Here is a 20755-nt window from a genome sequence, read left to right on the forward strand (position 1 = left end):
TGGGTATGGGCGCAAGGAGGCGAGCAGACCGGCCTGAGGAATCAAGACCTGTGCAAAACCCCGACGAGGAACGCTGCGGTTTCCGCGGGTGAGAACGTCCAAGAACCCTCCCGCGACGATGCGGTCCGCACCCGCGGACCGAGCAGGAGCCGGAGAATCGGATTGGAGTGATTGGGTGCCCGGTCGTATCGAGATCGACGACGTCCAGCCCGTCGTCTCGTGCGGTACTTATCCCGCAAAAAGCTGTCGTCGGTGAGGTGATCCCGGTTCGTGCCGCGGTGTGGCGCGAGGGACACGAAGCGGTGGCGGCAACACTGGTGGTGCGGTACCTGGGTACGCGTTACCCGCAGGTCACCGAGGTCCGCCGGATCAAGGCCGCGCAAGCCACCGAAAGCGAGGTGGCCGGTAGGCCGGACGCCGCAGCCGCCGACGAGCGCGTCAAGCCGCTGCACCTGCCCATGACGATGGGCCTGGAACCCTATTGTTTTTCACGGTCTGTTCACACCTGACCGGGTTGGGTTGTGGAGCTACCGGGTCGACGGCTGGGGCGACCCCATTCACACCTGGCGGCACGGTTTGATCGCGAAACTCGATGCGGGCCAAGGCGAGCAGGAGCTCTCCAACGACCTGCTGGTGGGTGCGACGCTGTTCGACAGAGCCGCCGCGGGGATGCCGCGCCAGCAGCGCCAACCACTGCTGGAAGCGGCCGCCGCTTTGCGGTCCCCCGGGGACCCGCTGACCCGCACCGCGCTCGCACTTGCCCCGGAGATCGAGGAGCTGCTGCACGAGTTCCCGTTGCGGGAATTGGTCACCCGCGGTGAGCAATTCGGCGTCTGGGTCGACCGGCCGGCGGCGCGCTTCGGGTCCTGGTACGAGTTTTTCCCCCGCTCGACCGGCGGCTGGGACGCCGACGGCAACCCGGTGCACGGCACTTTCGCCACCGCCGCAGCGGCGCTACCGCGGATCGCCGGCATGGGCTTCGACGTGGTCTATCTGCCGCCGATCCACCCGATCGGCAAGGTGCACCGCAAGGGACGCAACAACAACCCGACCGCCGCGCCCGGAGACGTCGGCTCACCGTGGGCCATCGGCAGCGACGAGGGCGGCCACGACGCGGTACACCCCAGCCTGGGCACCCTCGACGACTTCGATGATTTCGTCTCCACGGCAAGGGAATTGGGGATGGAAGTCGCGCTGGACCTGGCGCTGCAGTGTGCACCGGACCACCCATGGGCGCGTGCGCACCGCAACTGGTTCACCGAGCTCCCCGACGGCACCATCGCCTATGCGGAGAACCCGCCGAAGAAATACCAGGACATCTATCCGCTGAACTTCGACAACGATCCGGCCGGTCTTTACGACGAGGTGCTGCGCGTGGTGCGGCACTGGATCGACCACGGCGTCAAGTTCTTTCGGGTCGACAACCCGCACACCAAGCCACCGGACTTCTGGGCCTGGCTGATCGGCCAGGTCAAGTCCGTCGACCCCGACGTGCTGTTCCTGTCCGAGGCTTTCACTCCGCCGGCGCGCCAGTACGGCCTGGCCAAACTGGGATTCACGCAGTCCTACAGCTACTTCACCTGGCGCACCGCGAAGTGGGAGCTGACCGAGTTCGGCAACGACATCGCTCGCCTCGCCGACTTCCGCACCCCCAACCTGTTCGTCAACACCCCGGACATCCTGCATGCGATCCTGCAGCACAACGGTCCCGGCATGTTCGCCATCCGGGCGGTCCTGGCGGCGACCATGAGCCCGGCCTGGGGGGTGTATTCGGGCTACGAACTGTTCGAGCATCGGGCGGTACGTGAGGGCAGCGAGGAGTACCTGGACTCAGAGAAGTATGAGCTGCGCCCCCGCGACTTCGCGGGCGCGCTGGCCGAAGGAAATTCGTTGGAGCCGTTCATCACCCGGCTCAACGAGATCCGACGATTACATCCCGCACTACAGCAGCTGCGCACCATCGCCTTCCATCACCTGGACAACGACGCCCTGCTGGCCTACAGCAAGTTCGACCCGGCCACCGGCGACTGCGTGCTGGTGGTGGTGACGCTCAACGCATTCGGGCCCGAAGAATCAACCCTGCATCTGGACATGGCGGCGCTGGGCATGGAGCCCTACGACCGGTTCTGGGTGCGCGACGAGATCACCGGCGAGGAATATCAATGGGGACAAGCCAACTACATCCGCATCGACCCGGGCCGCGCCGTGGCCCATGTCGTCAACATGCCCATCGTTCCCGAGGATGCCCGAGTCGCGCTGCTGCGCAGGAGGTGAGGGGAAATGAACCGCACTGAACAACTCGCCACGACACATCTGGCGCCCGATCCCGCCGAGGTGGGCCGCTTGGTCTCCGGCGTACACCACAACCCGCACAGCATCTTGGGCGCTCATGAATACGGTGACCACACCGTGGTACGCGCCTTCCGCCCCCACGCCGCCAGCGTGGTGGCGCTGGTGGGCGAGGACCGGTTCCCGTTGCAGCACGTCGATTCCGGAGTGTTCGCGGTCGCGTTGCCGTTCGTGGACCTGATCGACTACCGGCTCGAGGTGACCTACGAGGGCTCCGGCCCGCACGTCGTCGCCGACGCCTACCGGTTCCTGCCCACGCTGGGCGAGGTGGACCTGCACCTGTTCGCCGAGGGCCGCCACGAGCGACTCTGGGAAGTGCTCGGCGCGCATCCCCGTTCGTTCACCACCCCCGACGGCGAGGTGACCGGGGTGTCGTTTGCGGTGTGGGCTCCGAATGCCAAGGGCGTCAGCCTGATCGGCGAATTCAACGGCTGGACCGGAAACGACGCGCCGATGCGGGTGCTGGGCTCCTCGGGTGTGTGGGAGCTGTTCTGGCCCGACTTCCCGGTCGGAGGTCTCTACAAATTCCGGGTGCACGGCGCCGACGGCGTGGTGACCGACCGCGCCGACCCGCTGGCTTTCGGCACCGAAGTGCCACCCCAGACCGCATCGCGGGTCACGGTCAGCCAGTACACCTGGGGCGATGGCGAGTGGATCGCGCAGCGTGCGCAACGCAACCCGGTGTTCGAGCCGATGAGCACCCTCGAGGTGCACCTCGGCTCCTGGCGGCCCGGGCTGAGCTACCGGCAGCTCGCCGAGCAGCTCACCGAATACGTTGTCCAACAAGGGTTCACCCACGTCGAGCTGTTGCCCGTGGCCGAGCACCCGTTCGGGGGATCCTGGGGGTACCAGGTCACGTCGTACTACGCGCCCTCGTCCCGGTTCGGCACCCCCGACGAATTCCGCAGCGTCGTCGACGCACTGCACCAGGCCGGCATCGGCGTCATCGTCGACTGGGTGCCCGCGCATTTCCCGAAGGACGCCTGGGCGCTGGGCCGCTTCGACGGCACCGCGCTCTACGAGCACTCCGATCCCAACCGCGGAGAGCAGCTGGACTGGGGCACTTACGTATTCGACTTCGGCCGCCCCGAGGTGCGTAACTTCCTGGTGGCCAACGCGCTGTACTGGATCGAGCAGTTCCACGTCGACGGCCTGCGCGTGGACGCGGTGGCCTCGATGCTCTACCTGGACTATTCCCGCCCGGAGGGCGGTTGGACGCCGAACATCTACGGCGGACGGGAGAATCTGGAAGCGGTGCAGTTCCTGCAGGAGATGAACGCCACCGCACACAAGGCCGCGCCGGGCATCGTCACCATCGCCGAGGAGTCTACGTCTTGGCCGGGTGTCACGCGCCCGACCAACCTTGGCGGCCTTGGCTTTTCGATGAAATGGAACATGGGCTGGATGCACGACACGCTCGACTACGTCAGCCGCGACCCGATCTACCGCAGTTTCCACCACCATGAGATGACGTTCTCGCTGCTGTATGCGTTCAGTGAGAACTACGTGCTGCCGCTGAGCCACGACGAGGTGGTGCACGGCAAGGGCACGCTGTGGAGCCGGATGCCCGGTGACAACCACGCCAAGGCGGCCGGGCTGCGCAGTCTGCTCGCGTATCAGTGGGCACATCCGGGCAAGCAACTGCTGTTCATGGGCCAGGAGTTCGGCCAGCGTGCCGAGTGGTCGGAGGAACGCGGCCTGGACTGGTGGCAACTCGACGAACAGGGCTTCTCCAACGGAACCCTGCGCCTGGTGCGCGACATCAACGCCATCTACTCCAGCCATCCGGCGCTGTGGAGTCAGGACAACACCCCCGAGGGCTATTCCTGGATCGACGCCAACGACTCGGCCAACAACGTGCTGAGCTTCCTGCGGTACGGCAGCGACGGCTCGGTGCTGGCGTGTGTGTTCAACTTCGCCGGCGCCGAGCACAGCAACTACCGACTTGGACTGCCGCTAGCCGGCCGCTGGCGGGAGGTGCTCAACACCGATGCCACGGTCTACAACGGTTCGGGAATCGGCAATCTCGGCGGCGTGGACGCCACCGAGGACGCCTGGCACGGCCGTCCGGCCTCGGCGGTGATGGTGTTGCCGCCGATGTCCGCGCTGTGGCTGGAACCGGAGTAGCAGACGCTCAGTACAGCGCGTTGGCAAGGTTGCGGCGGCCGGCGACGACTTCCGGGTCGGCGGGATCGAAAAGCTCGAAGAGCTCGATCAGGCGGGTTCGCACCTTGGTCCGGTCGTCCCCGGCGGTGCGACGCACCAACGCAATCAGCCGGTCGAACGCGCCGCTGACATCCTGGTTCAACAATTGGAGATCCGCGGCGGCGAAGGCCGCGTCGATGTCGTCGGGCGCGGCGTCGGCGACCAGCACCGCATCCGGGCGTTGCGCCGTTGCGCGGGTGAGGAAGTCGATCTGGCGGATTGCCGCCTGCGCTTCGACGTTGCCCGGGTTGGCGTCCAGGACCTCCTGATAGGACGTTTTGGCCGCTTCGAAGTCGCCGGCCTCGAGTTCCTGGCGGGCCCGCGCCACCGTCGGGTCGACCTGCGCCGGCTCACCGGAGCCGGACGGACCCCTGAGCTTTCCTTCGGTCGCCTCGAGCAGCTTGTCGATCCAGAGCCGCAGCTGATCGCCGGGCTGTGCACCCTGAAAGCTGGAAATGGGTTGCGCCGCGGCCAACGCCACCACGGTCGGAACTGCCTGCACGCCGAATACCCGTGCCAGCCCCGGCGCGGCGTCGACATTGGCCGCTGCCAGCGCCCACTTGCCGTTGTCCTCGGCGACCAGCCCGGACAGCGTCTCGAGCAACTCGACACAGACCTCGCTGCGCGGTGACCACAACAGCACCACCACCGGCACCTCGTCGGAGCGGTTGATCACCGCGTCTTCGAAGTTGGCCTCGGTGACCTGAATGATCTGCCCGGCGTCGGGTCCACCCGGTTGCCCCGCCGGTCCACTGCCCGCTGCGGAACCCGACGCCGCGGTGGACTGCTGAGCGCGTTGTTTGAGGCCGGACAGGTCGACCGCACCGGCCAACGCCGGCCCGATCGAGGGACGGGGACGAGTCACGCCGTCAATTTTGGCACGCCGCTTTCGACCCGGCCGACCCGGTGGCGCCGACTGCGTATCCGCCCGGTACCGGCCGGTAACTTATCGATATGAGCAATCTCACAAATACGGCGAGGCGGCCGCGCGCCGAGCCAGCCAGCAAACTCCGGCGCCACACCCCCTGAATCGCTACGGGGCCCGCAGAACGAGCGCGTCGCCCTGGCCGCCGGCGCCGCACAGCGCCGCTACGCCATAGCCCGAACCGCGGCGCGCCAACTCCAGCGCCACGTGCAAGGTGATGCGCGCTCCCGACATGCCGATCGGGTGCCCGACGGCGATCGCGCCACCGTTGACGTTGACGATCTCCGGGTTCACCCCGAGCTCCCTGGTGGAGGCCAGCGCCACCGCCGCGAAGGCCTCGTTGATCTCGACGACGTCGAGCTGATCGACGGTGATGCCCTCCCGGTCGAGCGCTTTCTTGATCGCGTTGGCCGGCTGGGACTGCAGAGTGGAGTCCGGCCCGGCCACCACACCGTGAGCACCGATCTCGGCGAGCCAGCTCAGCCCCAGCTCCTGGGCCTTTTCCTTGTTCATCACCACCACGGCGGCCGCCCCGTCGGAGATCTGCGAGGCCGAACCCGCGGTGATGGTGCCGTCCTTGCGAAACGCAGGTTTGAGGCCGGACAGCGAGTCGGCGGTGGTGTTGGCGCGGATACCTTCGTCCTCGCTGAACTGCAGCGGGTCGCCCTTGCGCTGCGGAATGCTGACCGGCACGACTTCGTCGGCGAAGACGCCGTCCTTCCACGCGGCGGCGGCCTTCTGGTGCGAGGCGGCGGCGTATTCGTCCTGCTGCTGGCGGGTGAACTGGTCGACGTCGTTGCGCTGTTCGGTCAGCGCGCCCATCGGCTGATCGGTGAACACGTCGTGCAGCCCGTCGTAAGCCAGATGGTCGAGCACGGTGACGTCGCCGTACTTGTAACCCGATCGGCTGTCCATCAGCAGGTGCGGCGCCTTGGTCATGGACTCCTGCCCACCGGCGACCACCACGTCGAACTCGCCGGCCCGAATCGGCTGGTCGGCCAGCGCGATGGCGTCGATACCGGACAGGCACATCTTGTTGATCGTCAGCGCTGGAACGTCCCAGCCGATACCGGCCGCGATCGCGGACTGCCGCGCCGGCATCTGCCCCGCACCCGCGGTCAGCACCTGGCCCATGATCACGTACTCGACCGCAGATGCAGGCACGTTGGCTTTTTCCAGCGCCGCCTTGATCGCGATACCACCGAGATCGCTGGCGCTGAAATCCTTCAGCGAACCCATCAACTTGCCGATGGGTGTCCGTGCCCCAGCAACGATCACCGACGTCGTCATGAAACCTCCTACATGCATGAGAGCGGGCGATTGTGCCAACCCGGAGAAGCAGATTCTTCGCTATGAGGTTACCGTTATGAGATGACGACCGATCAAGTTGACGCCCGTCGCAGTTTGGCTACTTCCCTGGTGACTGGACTCGATCACGTCGGCATCGCAGTCGCCGACCTCGATGCCTCGATCGAGTGGTACAACGACCACTTGGGCATGATCCTGGTGCACGAGGAGATCAACGACGACCAGGGGATTCGCGAGGCCATGCTGGCGGTGCCGGGCACTAGTGCGCAGATCCAGCTGATGGCTCCGCTCAACGAGGACTCGGTGATCGCGAAGTTCATCGACAAGCGCGGACCGGGCATCCAGCAGCTGGCCTGCCGGATCAGCGACCTCGACGCCATGTGCGCGCAGTTGCGCGAACAGGGCGTGCGGCTGGTCTACGAGAACCCCCGTCGCGGCACGGCTAACTCGCGGATCAACTTCATCCACCCCAAGGATGCCGGCGGGGTGTTGATCGAACTGGTCGAGCCGGCTCCTCGCTGAGCTAGGACCTAGGACCACTTCCGCGTCGGACCGCGGTTGCCGCGATTGGCCCAGCACGGCGTATGCCAGTGCCGCCGATCCTGCACCGCCTCCGCCGAATCTGCCCGCCACGCCACTACATGCGCTGTGCCGGAACGGATTTCGTGATCACATCCGGGGCAGCGATAAGTCTTGACCGCGCGCGCGGCCGCCACCGGCCGGACCTGGTACTCGTAGCCGTCCGGTCCGGTCTCCACCCGTTGCGCCAGCCTCGGCGGCGCGGCGGCGCGTTGTGGCCGAGTGCGGCGCCGGGCCATCAGAACAGCCGGTACTCGTCGCTGTCCATCCCCCGCATTTTGTCGTAATCCAATGTCAGACAACGGATTCCGCGGTCGGCGGCGAGGGTACGGGCCTGCGGTTTGATCTGCTGGGCGGCGAAAACGCCCTTCACCGGTGCCAGCACGGTGTCGCGGTTGAGCAGTTCGAGATAACGGGTGAGCTGTTCCACCCCGTCGATCTCACCGCGCCGCTTGATCTCCACGGCCACCGAGCCGCCGTTCTCGTCCCGGCACAGCAGGTCGACGGGCCCGATCGCGGTCATGTATTCGCGGCGCACCAGCGTGTACCCGTCGCCTAGCAGCCCGACGTGCTCGGCGAGCAGCGCCTGCAGGTGGGCTTCCACGCCGTCCTTCACCAACCCGGGATCGACACCCAGGTCGTGACTGGAGTCGTGCTCGACGGCCTCGACGGTGATGCGTAACTGTTCGCCGGCCTTGTTCTCCACCACCCAGATCGGTCCCGGTTCCTCGGTCAGCCAGCACGGCGGGCTCATCCAGTTCAGCGGCTTGTAGGCGCGGTCGTCGGCGTGGACGCTGACCGAGCCGTCCGCCTTGAAAAGCAGCAACCGGCGTGCGGAGGGCAGATGCGCGGTGAGGCGACCGACGTAGTCGACGGTGCACTGGGCGATAACGAGACGCACCCGCATCACCTTAGAGGCTTCGTCGCAGAGCGTGTGCGAAGGAATCAGCGGCCCACGAATTAGGCTGGGCGCAACCATGTCGTCCAAACAGCCGTCCAGGCGGTCGTCCCAGCAGAGTTTCGCGCAGCGGCTTGGCCGCATGCTGGAGAGGTTGACCCGGCAGAGCGGGCGACTGCCGGCCACCCCCGCTTACGGCTCCTGGCTGCTGGGGCGCGTATCGGAGGATCAGCAGCGCCGGCGAGTCCGCATCCAGGTCATCATGACCGTGCTGATCCTGGGTGCGAACCTGATCGGCATCGCCGTGGCGGTACTGCTGGTGACGGTCGCGGTGCCGGTGCCGGACGTGTTCGAGGACGCCCCGTACTGGGTTTCCTTCGTGGCGGCCCCGGCCTACATCCTCGCGGCGTTGGCCGTGGGGACGTTCTCGATCACCCGTGGCACCGTCGAGGCGCTGCGCTGGGCGATCGAGGAACGCGAACCCTCCCCCCGCGACGAGCGCAATACGTTCATGGCGCCGTGGCGGGTAGCCGTCGGCCACCTCGTCCTGTGGGGCATCGGCACGGTGTTGCTGACCGTGCTGTACGGCATGGCCAACACCATGTTCATTCCCCGGTTTCTGATCGCGGTCAGCTTCTGTGGGCTGCTGGTGGCCACCAGCAGCTACCTGCTCACCGAGTTCGCGCTGCGCCCGGTGGCCGCCCAGGCCCTCGAAGCGGGGCCACCGCCGCGGCGACTGGCGCCGGGAATCCTGGGCCGCACCATGATGGTCTGGCTGCTCGGCTCGGGCGTGCCCGTCGTCGGAATCGGCTTGATGGCCATCTTCGAGATGGCCATGCAGAACCTGACTCAGACGCAGTTCGCGGTCGGCGTGCTGATCGCCGCGGCGGCCACGCTGATCTTCGGATTCACGCTGATGTGGATCCTGGCCTGGCTGACGGCCACCCCGGTTCGGGTGGTGCGTGCGGCGCTCAAACGCGTCGAACAGGGCGACCTTCGCGGTGACCTGTTGGTGTTCGACGGGACCGAACTCGGCGAGCTGCAACGGGGTTTCAACGCGATGGTCGACGGGCTGCGGGAACGCGAACGGGTGCGCGACTTGTTCGGCCGGCACGTCGGACGAGAGGTAGCGCTGGCGGCCGAGCGCGAACGCCCGAAGCTGGGTGGCGAGGAGCGCCACGTCGCCGTCGTCTTCATCGACATCGTCGGGTCCACCCAGCTGGTAACCAGCCGTCCGCCCGCTGACGTGGTGCAACTGCTCAATCAGTTCTTCACCATCGTTGTCGAAGAGGTCGACCGCCATCACGGGCTGGTGAACAAGTTCGAGGGCGACGCCTCGCTGGCTATCTTCGGTGCGCCCAACCACCTGGACAGTCCCGAGGACGCCGCGCTGGCGGCCGCCCGGGCCATCGCCGAGCGGCTCGCCCACGAAATGCCGGACCTCAGGGCCGGCATCGGGGTGGCGGCCGGGCAGGTGGTCGCCGGCAATGTGGGGGCCAAGGAGCGCTTCGAGTACACGGTGATCGGTGAGCCGGTCAACGAGGCGGCCCGCCTGTGCGAGCTGGCCAAATCACGCCCGGGCCGGTTGCTGGCCTCCGCGCAGACGCTGCAGGGGGCCGGCGAGGAGGAGCAGGCCCGATGGCAGTTGGGCAGGCACGTCCGGCTGCGCGGCCACGATCAGCGCATTCGGCTGGCCGCACCGGCTGAGCCGGCCAGACGGGCCAAGTAGTGCCTTGGACGTAATCTCTTTGCATGGGTACCGGCAGCTGGGTGTTTCTCGTGTACGGATCGGTACTCCTGGTCTTTCTCGGGATCATCGCTTACAGCATCAAGGTGACCCGCGGCGACGGTAGATTCCGCAACAGCGACGTGCCGGACACCGGAAGTGACCGCAAGCCGCGCGACCGGCACCGCGCCGGCGAGGAATGACGTCCTGTCTCATGCGCAACGGACCCCGGGCGGGCGCGGCCATTAGGGCCCGACGCGTCGGGGCAGCGTTCGCGGTCGTCGCGGCGTTGTCGACAACGGTTCCGGCGGCGGCAGATCCTCCGTCCGGCGCTGATGCGATCGATGCTTACCCGTTGGCACAAGGGCATTTTTCCTCGGCCGGTGACTTCTACTGGAAGTTCTTCAAGACCCCAGACGGCCGCTCCTGTGCGATCGCCCCCAACGGCGGCGTCTCCGGATGCGACGCGGTTCCCATTGTCGCTCCGGCCGGCACCAACCAGACCGTGGTCAGTAGCTGGGCGGCAGCACAGTACCGGCACGCCGACCCACCCGGATTCGCCCGCGACGTCGACGTGCTGCCCGAAGGTCAGCGGCTGGAGAACTGGGGCACCACCTGCGGTGTCGGATACCAAGGCACGGTCACCTGCAAGGCTCCCGGGTCGCACGGCTTCATTCTGGCCAGCACCTATGCGGCGCTCTGGTAGCGCAGGTTGTGGCCTGTCGACATTGATGTCGCTTTTCCGCCAGTCATGGCGGCCCGACGGTGTAACTGTTGAGGGGTGCACGAAGATTTCGAACGCTGTTACCGGGCGGTCCAGGCCAAGGACGCCCGGTTCGACGGCTGGTTCGTCATCGCGGTGCTGACCACCCGGATCTACTGTCGGCCCAGCTGCCCGGTCCGGCCTCCGCTGGCCCGCAACGTGCGCTTCCTCCCGACGGCCGCCGCGGCCCAGCACGAAGGCTTCCGGGCCTGCAAACGCTGCCGTCCGGACGCCTCACCGGGGTCTCCGGAATGGAACGTACGCGGTGACGCCGTAGCGCGCGCCATGCGACTGATCGCCGACGGCACGGTGGACCGCGAGGGCGTGACCGGTCTGGCCGGTCGCCTGGGTTACACAACACGGCAATTGGAGCGGTTGCTGCAGGCCGAGGTGGGCGCCGGCCCGCTCGCGCTAGCCCGTGCGCAGCGCATGCAGGCCGCCCGGGTGCTGATCGAGACGACGGACTTGCCGTTCGGCGACGTGGCGTTCGCCGCCGGGTTTTCCAGCATCCGTCAGTTCAACGACACGGTTCGGCTGGTGTGCGACAGCACCCCGACGCAGTTACGCAGCAAGGCGGCCGCCCGCTTCGGCGCCCTGACCAGCTCGCCCGGTGCGATATCGCTGCGACTGCCGGTACGGACTCCGTTCGCGTACGAGGGCGTGTTCGGCCACCTGGCCGCCACCGCGGTACCGGGTTGCGAGGAGGTCCGTGACGGCGCCTACCGGCGCACTCTGCGGCTGACCCGGGGGAAACGGTGTAGCGACGCTGACGCCCGCCCCCGATCATGTGCGCTGCCTGCTGGTCCTCGACGATTTCCGCGATCTGGCGACCGCGACCGCCAGGTGCCGCCGCCTGTTGGACCTGGACGCCGACCCTGAAGCCGTGGTCGATGCGCTCCGCGCGGACCCGGATCTGGCGCCGGTGGTCGCCAAGGCGCCGGGCCAACGGATCCCGCGCACCGTCGACGAGGCCGAACTGGCGATACGGGCGGTGCTGGGTCAGCAGGTGTCCACCAAGGCCGCACGCACCCACGCGGCCCGGCTGGTCACCGCGTATGGTCGGCCGGTACCAGATGCCGCGGGCGGGTTGACCCACACCTTCCCCCTCGGTGCCCGACCTCGCGGACATCGACCCGATGCATCTGGCCGTGCCGCAGTCGCGGCGACGTACGTTGACCGTGCTGCTGTCCGCCCTCGCCGACGGCAGTGTCACCCTTGATCCCGGATGCGACTGGACGCGTGCTCGACGGCAGCTGCTGAACCTGCCGGGAATCGGACCCTGGACCGCGGAGGTGATCGCCATGCGCGCCCTCGGCGACCCGGACGCATTCCCGTCCGGCGATCTCGGCCTTCGACTGGCGGCCAACCAGCTGGGCTTGCCCGATCAGGAACGGAGCCTGACCGAGCACAGCGCCCGCTGGCGTCCGTGGCGGTCGTATGCCACCCAGCACCTGTGGACCACCCTCGAACATCCGGTCAACCAATGGCCACCGGCAGAGGCACCGAAAGGAGCGGCATGATTGTCTACCGCACCATTGACAGCCCCATCGGGCCACTGACTCTGGCGGGCCGGGACGGGATTCTGACGAATCTGCGGATGGTCGATCAGACATATGAGCCGAGCCGTGCCGACTGGACCCGGGACGACACCGCGTTCGGTGCCGCGGTCGACCAACTCGACGCCTACTTCGCCGGCGAACTCTGCGACTTCGACGTCGAAATCGACATGCGCGGCACGGGATTTCAGCAGCGCGTGTGGAACGCCCTGCTGACCATTCCCTACAGCGAGACCCGCTCCTACGGAGAAATCGCGGCCCAGGTCGGGGCTCCCGGAGCGGCTCGCGCCGTCGGATTGGCCAACGGCCACAATCCGATCGCGATCATCGTTCCCTGTCACCGGGTCATCGGCGCCAGCGGGAAGTTGACCGGGTACGGCGGGGGCCTGGACCGCAAGCAGACGTTGCTGCAATTGGAGAAGCGGCGAGCAGCGCTGACGCTCTTCGACTGACCCGATTCGCACGGAGTAACCCCGAGTCCGATTTCCGGTTGGTTCTTTCACCGGGCGGTTGCATTCGCCGACGACTGAACCCGGAATACAAAAACACCCCCAAATGAATGGGGGTGTTTTTGTATATGTTCGGCGGTGTCCTACTTTTCCACCCGAATTGGGCAGTATCATCGGCGCTGACAGGCTTAGCTTCCGGGTTCGGGATGGGACCGGGCGTTTCCCTGTCGCTGTGGCCGCCGTAACTCTATTTAATTGGTGCATTCAAGTTGTATTGATGGGGGGTGTGGTGTCCGCGCAATTAAGCCGGCGAACAGATAGTGGTTGCGATTGGTTGTGTTGGTAAGTTTTCGGCCGGTTAGTGCCAGTCCCCTGCACTCATTACTGAGCTTCCAGGTCTGGCCTATCAATCCCGTGGTCTGCGGGGGGCCTTATCCCTCCTAGAGGGTGAGAAACCTGATCTTGGAGAAGGTTTCCCGCTTAGATGCTTTCAGCGGTTATCCTGTCCGAACGTAGCTATCCAGCGGTGCCCCTGGTGGGACAACTGGTGCACTAGAGGTTCGTCCGTCCCGGTCCTCTCGTACTAGGGACAGGTTTCCTCAAGTTTCTGACGCGCGCGGCGGATAGAGACCGAACTGTCTCACGACGTTCTAAACCCAGCTCGCGTGCCGCTTTAATGGGCGAACAGCCCAACCCTTGGGACCTGCTCCAGCCCCAGGATGCGACGAGCCGACATCGAGGTGCCAAACCATCCCGTCGATATGGACTCTTGGGGAAGATCAGCCTGTTATCCCCGGGGTACCTTTTATCCGTTGAGCGACACCCCTTCCACTCAGAGGTGCCGGATCACTAATCCCGACTTTCGTCCCTGCTTGACTTGTAAGTCTCGCAGTCAAGCTCCCTTGTGCATTTACACTCAACACCTGATTGCCGTCCAGGTTGAGGGAACCTTTGGGCGCCTCCGTTACATTTTAGGAGGCAACCGCCCCAGTTAAACTACCCACCAGGCACTGTCCGTGAACCGGATATACGGTTCGACGTTAGGTGTCCAATACGATCAGAGTGGTATTTCAACAACGACTCCGCCCTAACTGGCGTTAGAGTTTCACAGTCTCCCACCTATCCTACACAAACCGTACCGAACAACAATACCAAGCTATAGTGAAGGTCCCGGGGTCTTTTCGTCCTGCCGCGCGTAACGAGCATCTTTACTCGTAGTGCAATTTCGCCGAGTCTATGGTTGAGACAGTTGAGAAGTCGTTACGCCATTCGTGCAGGTCGGAACTTACCCGACAAGGAATTTCGCTACCTTAGGATGGTTATAGTTACCACCGCCGTTTACTGGGGCTTAAATTCTCCGCTTCACCCTTACGAGTTAACGGGTCCTCTTAACCTTCCAGCACCGGGCAGGCGTCAGTCCGTATACATCGTCTTGCGACTTCGCACGGACCTGTGTTTTTAGTAAACAGTCGCTTCTCACTGGTTTCTGCGACCGGCTTCCGCTCCCACCGCAAGGGTGTTCACGACATGCCGGCCCCCCCTTCTCCCGAAGTTACGGGGGGTATTTTGCCGAGTTCCTTAACCATAGTTATCTCGTACGCCTTGGTATTCTCTACCTGACCACCTGTGTTGGTTTGGGGTACGGGCCGTGTGTGAACTCGCTAGAGGCTTTTCTTGGCAGCAGAGGATCACCGAATTCGCCTCAATCGGCTATGCGTCACCTCTCAGGATTAATGAGCGACGGATTTGCCTATCGCTCTCCCTACGGGCTTGCCCCAGTATTACCACTGACTGGTACGGCTACCTTCCTGCGTCACCCCTTCGCTTGACTACTACCAACCGGGGTCCCACGCAGCCGGTCACCGTCGCACCCCGAAGGGATTGATCAGCAACCATTTGGGTGGTTAGCACAATTGATTCATCACGGGCGCGCACACACGGGTACGGGAATATCAACCCGTTGTCCATCGACTACGCCTGTCGGCCTCGCCTTAGGTCCCGACTCACCCTGGGCGGACTGGCCTGGCCCAGGAACCCTTGGTCTTTCGGCGGGCAAGGTTCTCACTTGCCTATTCGCTACTCATGCCTGCATTCTCACTCCCCCACCCTCCACCGGCGGTTACCCGACGGCTTCGCTGAATGAGGGACGCTCCCCTACCCACACCTACTTACGTAGATGTGCCGCGGCTTCGGCGGTGTGCTTGAGCCCCGCTACATTATCGGCGCACAATCACTTGACCAGTGAGCTATTACGCACTCTTTCAAGGGTGGCTGCTTCTAAGCCAACCTCCTGGTTGTCTTTGCGACTGCACATCCTTTCCCACTTAGCACACGCTTTGGGGCCTTAGCCGGCGATCTGGGCTGTTTCCCTTTCGACGTACGGAGCTTATCCCCCGCCGTCTCACTGCCACGCTTGACACCACGGCATTCGGAGTTTGGCTGACGTCAGTAACCTAGTAGGGCCCATCGGCCATCCAGTAGCTCTACCTCCGCGGTGAACCACGCAACGCTGCACCTAAATGCATTTCGGGGAGAACCAGCTATCACGGAGTTTGATTGGCCTTTCACCCCTACCCACAGCTCATCCCCTCAGTCTTCAACCTAAGTGGGTTCGGGCCTCCACGCGGTCTTACCCGCGCTTCACCCTGGCCATGGGTAGATCACTCCGCTTCGGGTCCAGAACATGCCACTACACCCCTTACGGGGATACGCCCTATTCAGACTCGCTTTCGCTGCGGCTACCCCACACGGGTTAACCTCGCGACATGTCCCTGACTCGCAGGCTCATTCTTCAAAAAGGCACGCCATCACCCCACAAGGAGGCTCTGACGGATTGTAGGCACACGGTTTCAGGTACTCTTTCACTCCCCTCCCGGGGTACTTTTCACCATTCCCTCACGGTACTAATCCGCTATCGGTCATCGAGAAGTATTTAGGCTTACCGGGTGGTCCCGGCAGATTCACAGCAAATTCCACGGGCTCGCTGCTACTCGGGAAATTGATACGAGGCAGGTGCCGAGTTTTCGCGTACCGGGCTCTCACCGTCTATGGCGGACCATCCCAGGCCACTTCCGCTAACTACGACACTTTTTGACTGCCCCCTCAGCCAGGTAGAACTGAGAAGTATCACTCCCACAACCCCGCACACACAACCCCTACCCGGTATCACATGCATGCGGTTTAGCCATTTTCCGCGTTCGCTCGCCACTACTAGCGGAATCACAATTGTTTTCTCTTCCTACGGGTACTGAGATGTTTCACTTCCCCGCGTTCCCCCCCGCACCCTATATATTCAGGTACGGGTAACACGACATCACTCGTGCTGGGTTTCCCCATTCGGAAATCCTCGGATCAACGCTCGGTTGACAGCTCCCCGAGGCATATCGCAGCCTCCCACGTCCTTCATCGGCTCTCGATGCCAAGGCATCCACCATGCGCCCTTAGACACTTACAAACACTACAAAAACCAAAGAATAAAATTGCACAAAAAAAGAACGCGCTACCGCGAACGGCAACGCATCTGTTTTGATGCTCGCAACCACTATCCAATTCTCAAACACCACACCCCACCACCAAGGTGGCGGGACAACACCTGGACAAACTCAAGTGTTGCCTCAGGACCCAATAGTGTGTCTGGCTTGCTTGTTGTTGTGCACCCGGCTCCCGTCCACTACAGACAGGAACCCCCTCACGGCTCGCACCCCACCAATTGGAGTGCTTTTCGTGGTGCTCCTTAGAAAGGAGGTGATCCAGCCGCACCTTCCGGTACGGCTACCTTGTTACGACTTCGTCCCAATCGCCGATCCCACCTTCGACAGCTCCCTCCCAAAGGGTTAGGCCACTGGCTTCGGGTGTTACCGACTTTCATGACGTGACGGGCGGTGTGTACAAGGCCCGGGAACGTATTCACCGCAGCGTTGCTGATCTGCGATTACTAGCGACTCCGACTTCACGGGGTCGAGTTGCAGACCCCGATCCGAACTGAGACCGGCTTTAAAAGGATTCGCTTAACCTCGCGGCATCGCAGCCCTTTGTACCGGCCATTGTAGCATGTGTGAAGCCCTGGACATAAGGGGCATGATGACTTGACGTCATCCCCACCTTCCTCCGAGTTGACCCCGGCAGTCTCTCACGAGTCCCCGGCATTACCCGCTGGCAACATGAGACAAGGGTTGCGCTCGTTGCGGGACTTAACCCAACATCTCACGACACGAGCTGACGACAGCCATGCACCACCTGCACACAGGCCACAAGGGAACCGACATCTCTGCCGGCGTCCTGTGCATGTCAAACCCAGGTAAGGTTCTTCGCGTTGCATCGAATTAATCCACATGCTCCGCCGCTTGTGCGGGCCCCCGTCAATTCCTTTGAGTTTTAGCCTTGCGGCCGTACTCCCCAGGCGGGGTACTTAATGCGTTAGCTACGGCACGGATCCCAAGGAAGGAAACCCACACCTAGTACCCACCGTTTACGGCGTGGACTACCAGGGTATCTAATCCTGTTCGCTCCCCACGCTTTCGCTCCTCAGCGTCAGTTACTGCCCAGAGACCCGCCTTCGCCACCGGTGTTCCTCCTGATATCTGCGCATTCCACCGCTACACCAGGAATTCCAGTCTCCCCTGCAGTACTCAAGTCTGCCCGTATCGCTCGCACGCTCACAGTTAAGCCGTGAGATTTCACGAACAACGCGACAAACCACCTACGAGCTCTTTACGCCCAGTAATTCCGGACAACGCTCGCACCCTACGTATTACCGCGGCTGCTGGCACGTAGTTGGCCGGTGCTTCTTCTCCACCACCTACCGTCAATCCGAGAAAACCCGAACCTTCGTCGATGGTGAAAGAGGTTTACAACCCGAAGGCCGTCATCCCCCACGCGGCGTCGCTGCATCAGGCTTGCGCCCATTGTGCAATATTCCCCACTGCTGCCTCCCGTAGGAGTCTGGGCCGTATCTCAGTCCCAGTGTGGCCGGACACCCTCTCAGGCCGGCTACCCGTCGTCGCCTTGGTAGGCCGTCACCCCACCAACAAGCTGATAGGCCGCGGGCCCATCCCACACCGCAAAAAGCTTTCCACCACAGGACATGCATCCCGTGGTCCTATCCGGTATTAGACCCAGTTTCCCAGGCTTATCCCGATGTGCAGGGCAGATTACCCACGTGTTACTCACCCGTTCGCCACTCGAGTACCCCGAAGGGCCTTTCCGTTCGACTTGCATGTGTTAAGCACGCCGCCAGCGTTCGTCCTGAGCCAGGATCAAACTCTCCAAACAAAAAACCCCTCGCTAACGAGGTGAATTTACAATCAGAGAAAATCTGACCTAACAAGTGACACCAAAACTGGCATCTTAAATTGCGACCACACCCACACACGGGGGGTGCTAGGTGTAGTCAAAAAAACAACAACAAACAAAACACCAAACACACTATTGAGTTCTCAAACAACACTTTTCGATCTTGTTTCGCCCGTTTCGGGGCAACCCTGCCAGCTTAATACAGATCCGGCTGGGGTGTCAAGTCCTGGTTTCGATCTTCTTCTTGGGAAGTTGTCTTCGCTTGGAAGTTGATCGCGCCGATCGGGCGTGACTCGGCTACTGTACCCGCTCGATCTCCGCTCCCAAAATCGCCAGGTTCTCGACGAAAAGTGGGTAGCCGCGGTCGATGTGGAACACGTCGTGGACCTCGGTGTCACCGTCGGCGACGAGCCCGGCCAGCACCAGCCCGGCGCCGGCCCGGATGTCCGAACACCACACCGGCGCGCTGGACAGTTGAGGCAGTCCGCGCACCACGGCGTGATGCCCGTCGGTGCGGGCGTCCGCACCGAGCCGGATCATCTCCTCAACGAACCGAAACCGCGCTTCGAAAACGTTCTCCGTGATCATCGAGGTTCCGTCGGCGATCGAGGCCAAGGCAATCGCCATCGGCTGCAGATCCGTCGGAAACCCGGGAAAAGGCAAGGTCGCGACGTTGACGGCTTTCGGACGCTCATATTGAGCAACCCGGAAACTATCGTCGGTCTGGGTGACCGTCGCACCGGCATCGTGCAACTTATGCAGCACCAACTGCAGATGCGCGGGATCTATTCCCGTGACCGTGATGTCGCCGCGCGTCATGGCAGCGGCAATCCCCCAGGTGGCCGCGACGATGCGGTCCCCGATTACCCGATGTTCGGTGGGGTGCAGTCTCGGCACCCCGGTGATGGTCATGGTCGGCGAGCCGGCGCCTTCGATCTGGGCGCCCATCTGGTTGAGCATCGTGCACAGGTCGACCACGTCGGGTTCGCGCGCGGCGTTGTGAATAGTGGTGACGCCCTCGGCCACGACGGCCGCCATCAGGATGTTCTCGGTGGCCCCCACGGACGGGAACTCGAGCTGAATCTCCGCGCCGCGCAACGTTTCTGCGTGTGCCACCACACAACCGTGCTCGATGTTGCACTGCGCGCCGAGTTGGCGCAGACCGGCCTGGTGCATGTCCAGCGGCCGCGATCCGATCGCGTCGCCGCCCGGCAGCGCCACCTTGGCCCGTTTTGCACCGGCCCACCAGCGGGCCCAGCACACAGACGGAAGCGCGGAACTGGCGCACCGCGGCGAAATCGGCGTCGTACTTGGGTTCGTCGGGTGAGGTGATGCGGGCGACGTCACCGTCGAGTTCCACGGTGGCGCCCAAACCGCGCAATACCTCGGCCATCAACGGGACGTCGAGGATGTCAGGACAGTTGGTGATGGTGCTGGTGCCCTCGGCCAGCAGCGTCGCGGCCATCAGCTTCAGCACGCTGTTCTTGGCGCCCCCAACAGCGACTTCGCCTGCCAACCGGTTGCCACCAGTCACCACGAATCGCTCCGCCACCCGCGTCAGTCTAGTGGGGGGGCCATCGCCTTGTCAGTTAGGTGAGAGGGTCGCGCCCGGTAGCGTCTTGTGCATGGCTGTCCATCTGACCCGCATCTACACCCGCACCGGCGACGACGGCACGACGGGATTGAGCGATTTCTCACGCGTCGCCAAGACCGACGCACGCTTGGTCGCCTACGCCGACTGCGACGAAGCGAACTCGGCGATCGGCGTCGCGGTGGCGCTGGGCAACCCGGACGACGCGCTGCGCGAGGTGCTGCGGCAGATCCAGAACGATCTGTTCGACGCCGGCGCGGACCTGTCGACACCAGTTGTCGCCGACCCCGAGCATCCGCCGCTACGCATCACCCAGCCCTACATCGATCGGCTGGAGAGTTGGTGCGACAGCTACAACGAGAACCTGCCGGCGCTGAATTCCTTTGTGCTGCCGGGTGGTTCGGCTCTCTCGGCGCTGCTGCACGTCGCCCGGACGGTAGTTCGCCGCGCCGAGCGATCCGCCTGGGCCGCGGTCGACACGCATCCGGACGGGGTCAGCGTGCTGCCGGCGAAGTACCTAAACCGGCTCTCGGATCTGTTGTTCATCCTGTCCCGGGTGGCAAATCCGGAGGGCGACGTGCTGTGGCGCCCGGGCGGCGGCGCGCGTTGATCAGTCGCGCAGGGTGCGCCCCTGCGCGTCGGGAACGTTGCCCATCAGGATCATGATCCCGTCGACCAGTGGCCAGATGGCGCCGACGCCACACGTGCAGATGGTCACGGCGATCTGGATCAGGGCGATGTTCGTGTAGCCGAGGTAGAACCGGCCGACCGCGAAGGTGGACAGGAAGATCTGCATGAGTCCGGCCGCAACCTTGCTTTTATCGGACAGCGGTCGGCCGTAGGCATCCACTCCGTACGGGGCGCCGCCATAGGCCGGACCGCCATAGGAGGCCGGAACGGCCGCGGCGGCGTCGTGGCGCCACTGCCCGCCGTCCCAATACGCCTGACCGGGTTGGCCGCTGGGGTCGGGGTACCAGCCGGGGGCCGGTGAGCCGCTGGTCATAGTCGTTTACCTCTTCCTGTCGGTGGCCGAACCGGAAAGGCTCAACGCGGCTCGGTCGCTGGTTACGGGCCTGGATATCAGAATTGAAGCAGACCGGTGTGAATACTGCCC

The 20755-nt window shown here is 64.1% G+C and carries 12 protein-coding genes, 3 rRNA genes and 3 pseudogenes; 9 read left to right on the forward strand and 9 right to left on the reverse strand.

What is annotated here, in order from left to right; all coding sequences use genetic code 11:
- Positions 1–175: 175 nt before the first annotated feature.
- Together L6444_RS20315 and glgB are read left to right on the forward strand one after the other, a co-directional pair.
- Positions 176–2274: pseudogene (locus tag L6444_RS20315) on the forward strand (alpha-1,4-glucan--maltose-1-phosphate maltosyltransferase).
- 6 nt (positions 2275–2280) lie between these two features.
- Complete coding sequence (glgB, locus tag L6444_RS20320; RefSeq protein WP_236976823.1) at positions 2281–4476, forward strand: 1,4-alpha-glucan branching protein GlgB; 2196 nt, start codon at positions 2281–2283, stop codon at positions 4474–4476.
- Positions 4477–4483: 7 nt separating this feature from the next.
- Here glgB and L6444_RS20325 read toward each other — a convergent pair whose 3' ends face one another.
- Both L6444_RS20325 and L6444_RS20330 read right to left on the reverse strand, forming a co-directional pair.
- On the reverse strand, positions 4484–5419 hold the full coding sequence (locus L6444_RS20325) for a tetratricopeptide repeat protein (RefSeq protein WP_236976824.1): 936 nt from the start codon (positions 5417–5419) through the stop codon (positions 4484–4486).
- 168 nt (positions 5420–5587) lie between these two features.
- Entirely contained in the window at positions 5588–6769 is a 1182-nt protein-coding gene (locus tag L6444_RS20330; RefSeq protein WP_236976825.1) for an acetyl-CoA C-acetyltransferase, read from the reverse strand.
- An 81-nt stretch (positions 6770–6850) separates the two neighbouring features.
- On the opposite strand from L6444_RS20330, the gene mce reads away from it, so the two are divergent.
- Positions 6851–7309 (forward strand): methylmalonyl-CoA epimerase, encoded by a 459-nt coding sequence (gene mce / locus L6444_RS20335; protein ID WP_236976826.1) that lies wholly within the window; start codon positions 6851–6853, stop codon positions 7307–7309.
- An 8-nt stretch (positions 7310–7317) separates the two neighbouring features.
- Here the strand turns inward: mce and L6444_RS20340 are convergent, their stop codons facing one another.
- Both L6444_RS20340 and nucS read right to left on the reverse strand, forming a co-directional pair.
- Positions 7318–7605, reverse strand: coding sequence for a hypothetical protein (locus L6444_RS20340; RefSeq protein ID WP_236976827.1), 288 nt, complete (start codon positions 7603–7605; stop codon positions 7318–7320).
- Complete coding sequence (nucS, locus tag L6444_RS20345; protein ID WP_236976828.1) at positions 7605–8267, reverse strand: endonuclease NucS; 663 nt, start codon at positions 8265–8267, stop codon at positions 7605–7607. The genes L6444_RS20340 and nucS overlap by 1 nt, the downstream gene beginning before the upstream one ends.
- 76 nt (positions 8268–8343) lie before the next feature.
- Here nucS and L6444_RS20350 point away from each other — a divergent pair, with 76 nt between their 5' ends.
- From L6444_RS20350 to L6444_RS20370, 5 genes and pseudogenes are all read left to right on the forward strand, one after another.
- Entirely contained in the window at positions 8344–9993 is a 1650-nt protein-coding gene (locus tag L6444_RS20350; RefSeq protein WP_236976829.1) for an adenylate/guanylate cyclase domain-containing protein, read from the forward strand.
- Positions 9994–10016: 23 nt separating this feature from the next.
- Entirely contained in the window at positions 10017–10193 is a 177-nt protein-coding gene (locus L6444_RS20355; RefSeq protein ID WP_236976830.1) for a hypothetical protein, read from the forward strand.
- Positions 10194–10204: 11 nt separating this feature from the next.
- Positions 10205–10696, forward strand: a complete 492-nt coding sequence (locus L6444_RS20360) for a hypothetical protein (RefSeq protein ID WP_236976831.1) — start codon at positions 10205–10207, stop codon at positions 10694–10696.
- A 75-nt stretch (positions 10697–10771) separates the two neighbouring features.
- Positions 10772–12273 (forward strand): annotated as a pseudogene (locus L6444_RS20365) (AlkA N-terminal domain-containing protein).
- Positions 12270–12761: a methylated-DNA--[protein]-cysteine S-methyltransferase gene (locus tag L6444_RS20370; RefSeq protein WP_236976832.1), complete on the forward strand. Its 492-nt coding sequence runs from the start codon at positions 12270–12272 to the stop codon at positions 12759–12761. The pseudogene L6444_RS20365 and the gene L6444_RS20370 overlap by 4 nt, the downstream one beginning before the upstream one ends.
- 127 nt (positions 12762–12888) lie before the next feature.
- Here L6444_RS20370 and rrf read toward each other — a convergent pair.
- The 4 genes and pseudogenes from rrf to murA all read right to left on the reverse strand — a co-directional run bounded on the left by rrf (position 12889) and on the right by murA (position 19602).
- Positions 12889–13002 (reverse strand): 5S ribosomal RNA (rrf, locus tag L6444_RS20375).
- A gap of 94 nt (positions 13003–13096) precedes the next feature.
- Positions 13097–16212 (reverse strand): 23S ribosomal RNA (locus tag L6444_RS20380).
- Positions 16213–16495: 283 nt separating this feature from the next.
- Positions 16496–18029, reverse strand: a 16S ribosomal RNA gene (locus L6444_RS20385).
- Together the 16S, 23S and 5S rRNA genes form the textbook arrangement of a ribosomal RNA operon.
- Before the next feature lie 318 nt (positions 18030–18347).
- Positions 18348–19602, reverse strand: a pseudogene (gene murA, locus L6444_RS20390) (UDP-N-acetylglucosamine 1-carboxyvinyltransferase).
- A 73-nt stretch (positions 19603–19675) separates the two neighbouring features.
- Between murA and L6444_RS20395 the strand changes: the two are divergent.
- Positions 19676–20251 (forward strand): cob(I)yrinic acid a,c-diamide adenosyltransferase, encoded by a 576-nt coding sequence (locus L6444_RS20395; protein WP_236976833.1) that lies wholly within the window; start codon positions 19676–19678, stop codon positions 20249–20251.
- Here the strand turns inward: L6444_RS20395 and L6444_RS20400 are convergent, their stop codons facing one another.
- Positions 20252–20644 carry an NINE protein gene (locus tag L6444_RS20400; RefSeq protein WP_236976834.1) on the reverse strand — a complete coding sequence of 131 codons (393 nt, stop codon included), beginning with the start codon at positions 20642–20644 and terminating at the stop codon, positions 20252–20254.
- Positions 20645–20755: the final 111 nt, after the last annotated feature.

The sequence above is a fragment of the Mycobacterium kiyosense genome, assembly GCA_021654635.1.
Classification (GTDB): Bacteria; Actinomycetota; Actinomycetes; order Mycobacteriales; family Mycobacteriaceae; genus Mycobacterium; species Mycobacterium kiyosense.

Bases quoted from the DNA above. Each gene is read 5' to 3' on its own strand.
- L6444_RS20350 (WP_236976829.1), top strand. From the start codon at position 8,344: ATGTCGTCCAAACAGCCGTCCAGGCGGTCGTCCCAGCAGAGTTTCGCG.
- L6444_RS20395 (WP_236976833.1), top strand. From the start codon at position 19,676: ATGGCTGTCCATCTGACCCGCATCTACACCCGCACCGGCGACGACGGC.
- L6444_RS20355 (WP_236976830.1), top strand. From the start codon at position 10,017: ATGGGTACCGGCAGCTGGGTGTTTCTCGTGTACGGATCGGTACTCCTG.
- L6444_RS20340 (WP_236976827.1), bottom strand. From the start codon at position 7,605: ATGGCCCGGCGCCGCACTCGGCCACAACGCGCCGCCGCGCCGCCGAGG.
- L6444_RS20400 (WP_236976834.1), bottom strand. From the start codon at position 20,644: ATGACCAGCGGCTCACCGGCCCCCGGCTGGTACCCCGACCCCAGCGGC.
- mce (WP_236976826.1), top strand. From the start codon at position 6,851: ATGACGACCGATCAAGTTGACGCCCGTCGCAGTTTGGCTACTTCCCTG.
- L6444_RS20330 (WP_236976825.1), bottom strand. From the start codon at position 6,769: ATGACGACGTCGGTGATCGTTGCTGGGGCACGGACACCCATCGGCAAG.
- glgB (WP_236976823.1), top strand. From the start codon at position 2,281: ATGAACCGCACTGAACAACTCGCCACGACACATCTGGCGCCCGATCCC.
- L6444_RS20360 (WP_236976831.1), top strand. From the start codon at position 10,205: ATGCGCAACGGACCCCGGGCGGGCGCGGCCATTAGGGCCCGACGCGTC.
- L6444_RS20370 (WP_236976832.1), top strand. From the start codon at position 12,270: ATGATTGTCTACCGCACCATTGACAGCCCCATCGGGCCACTGACTCTG.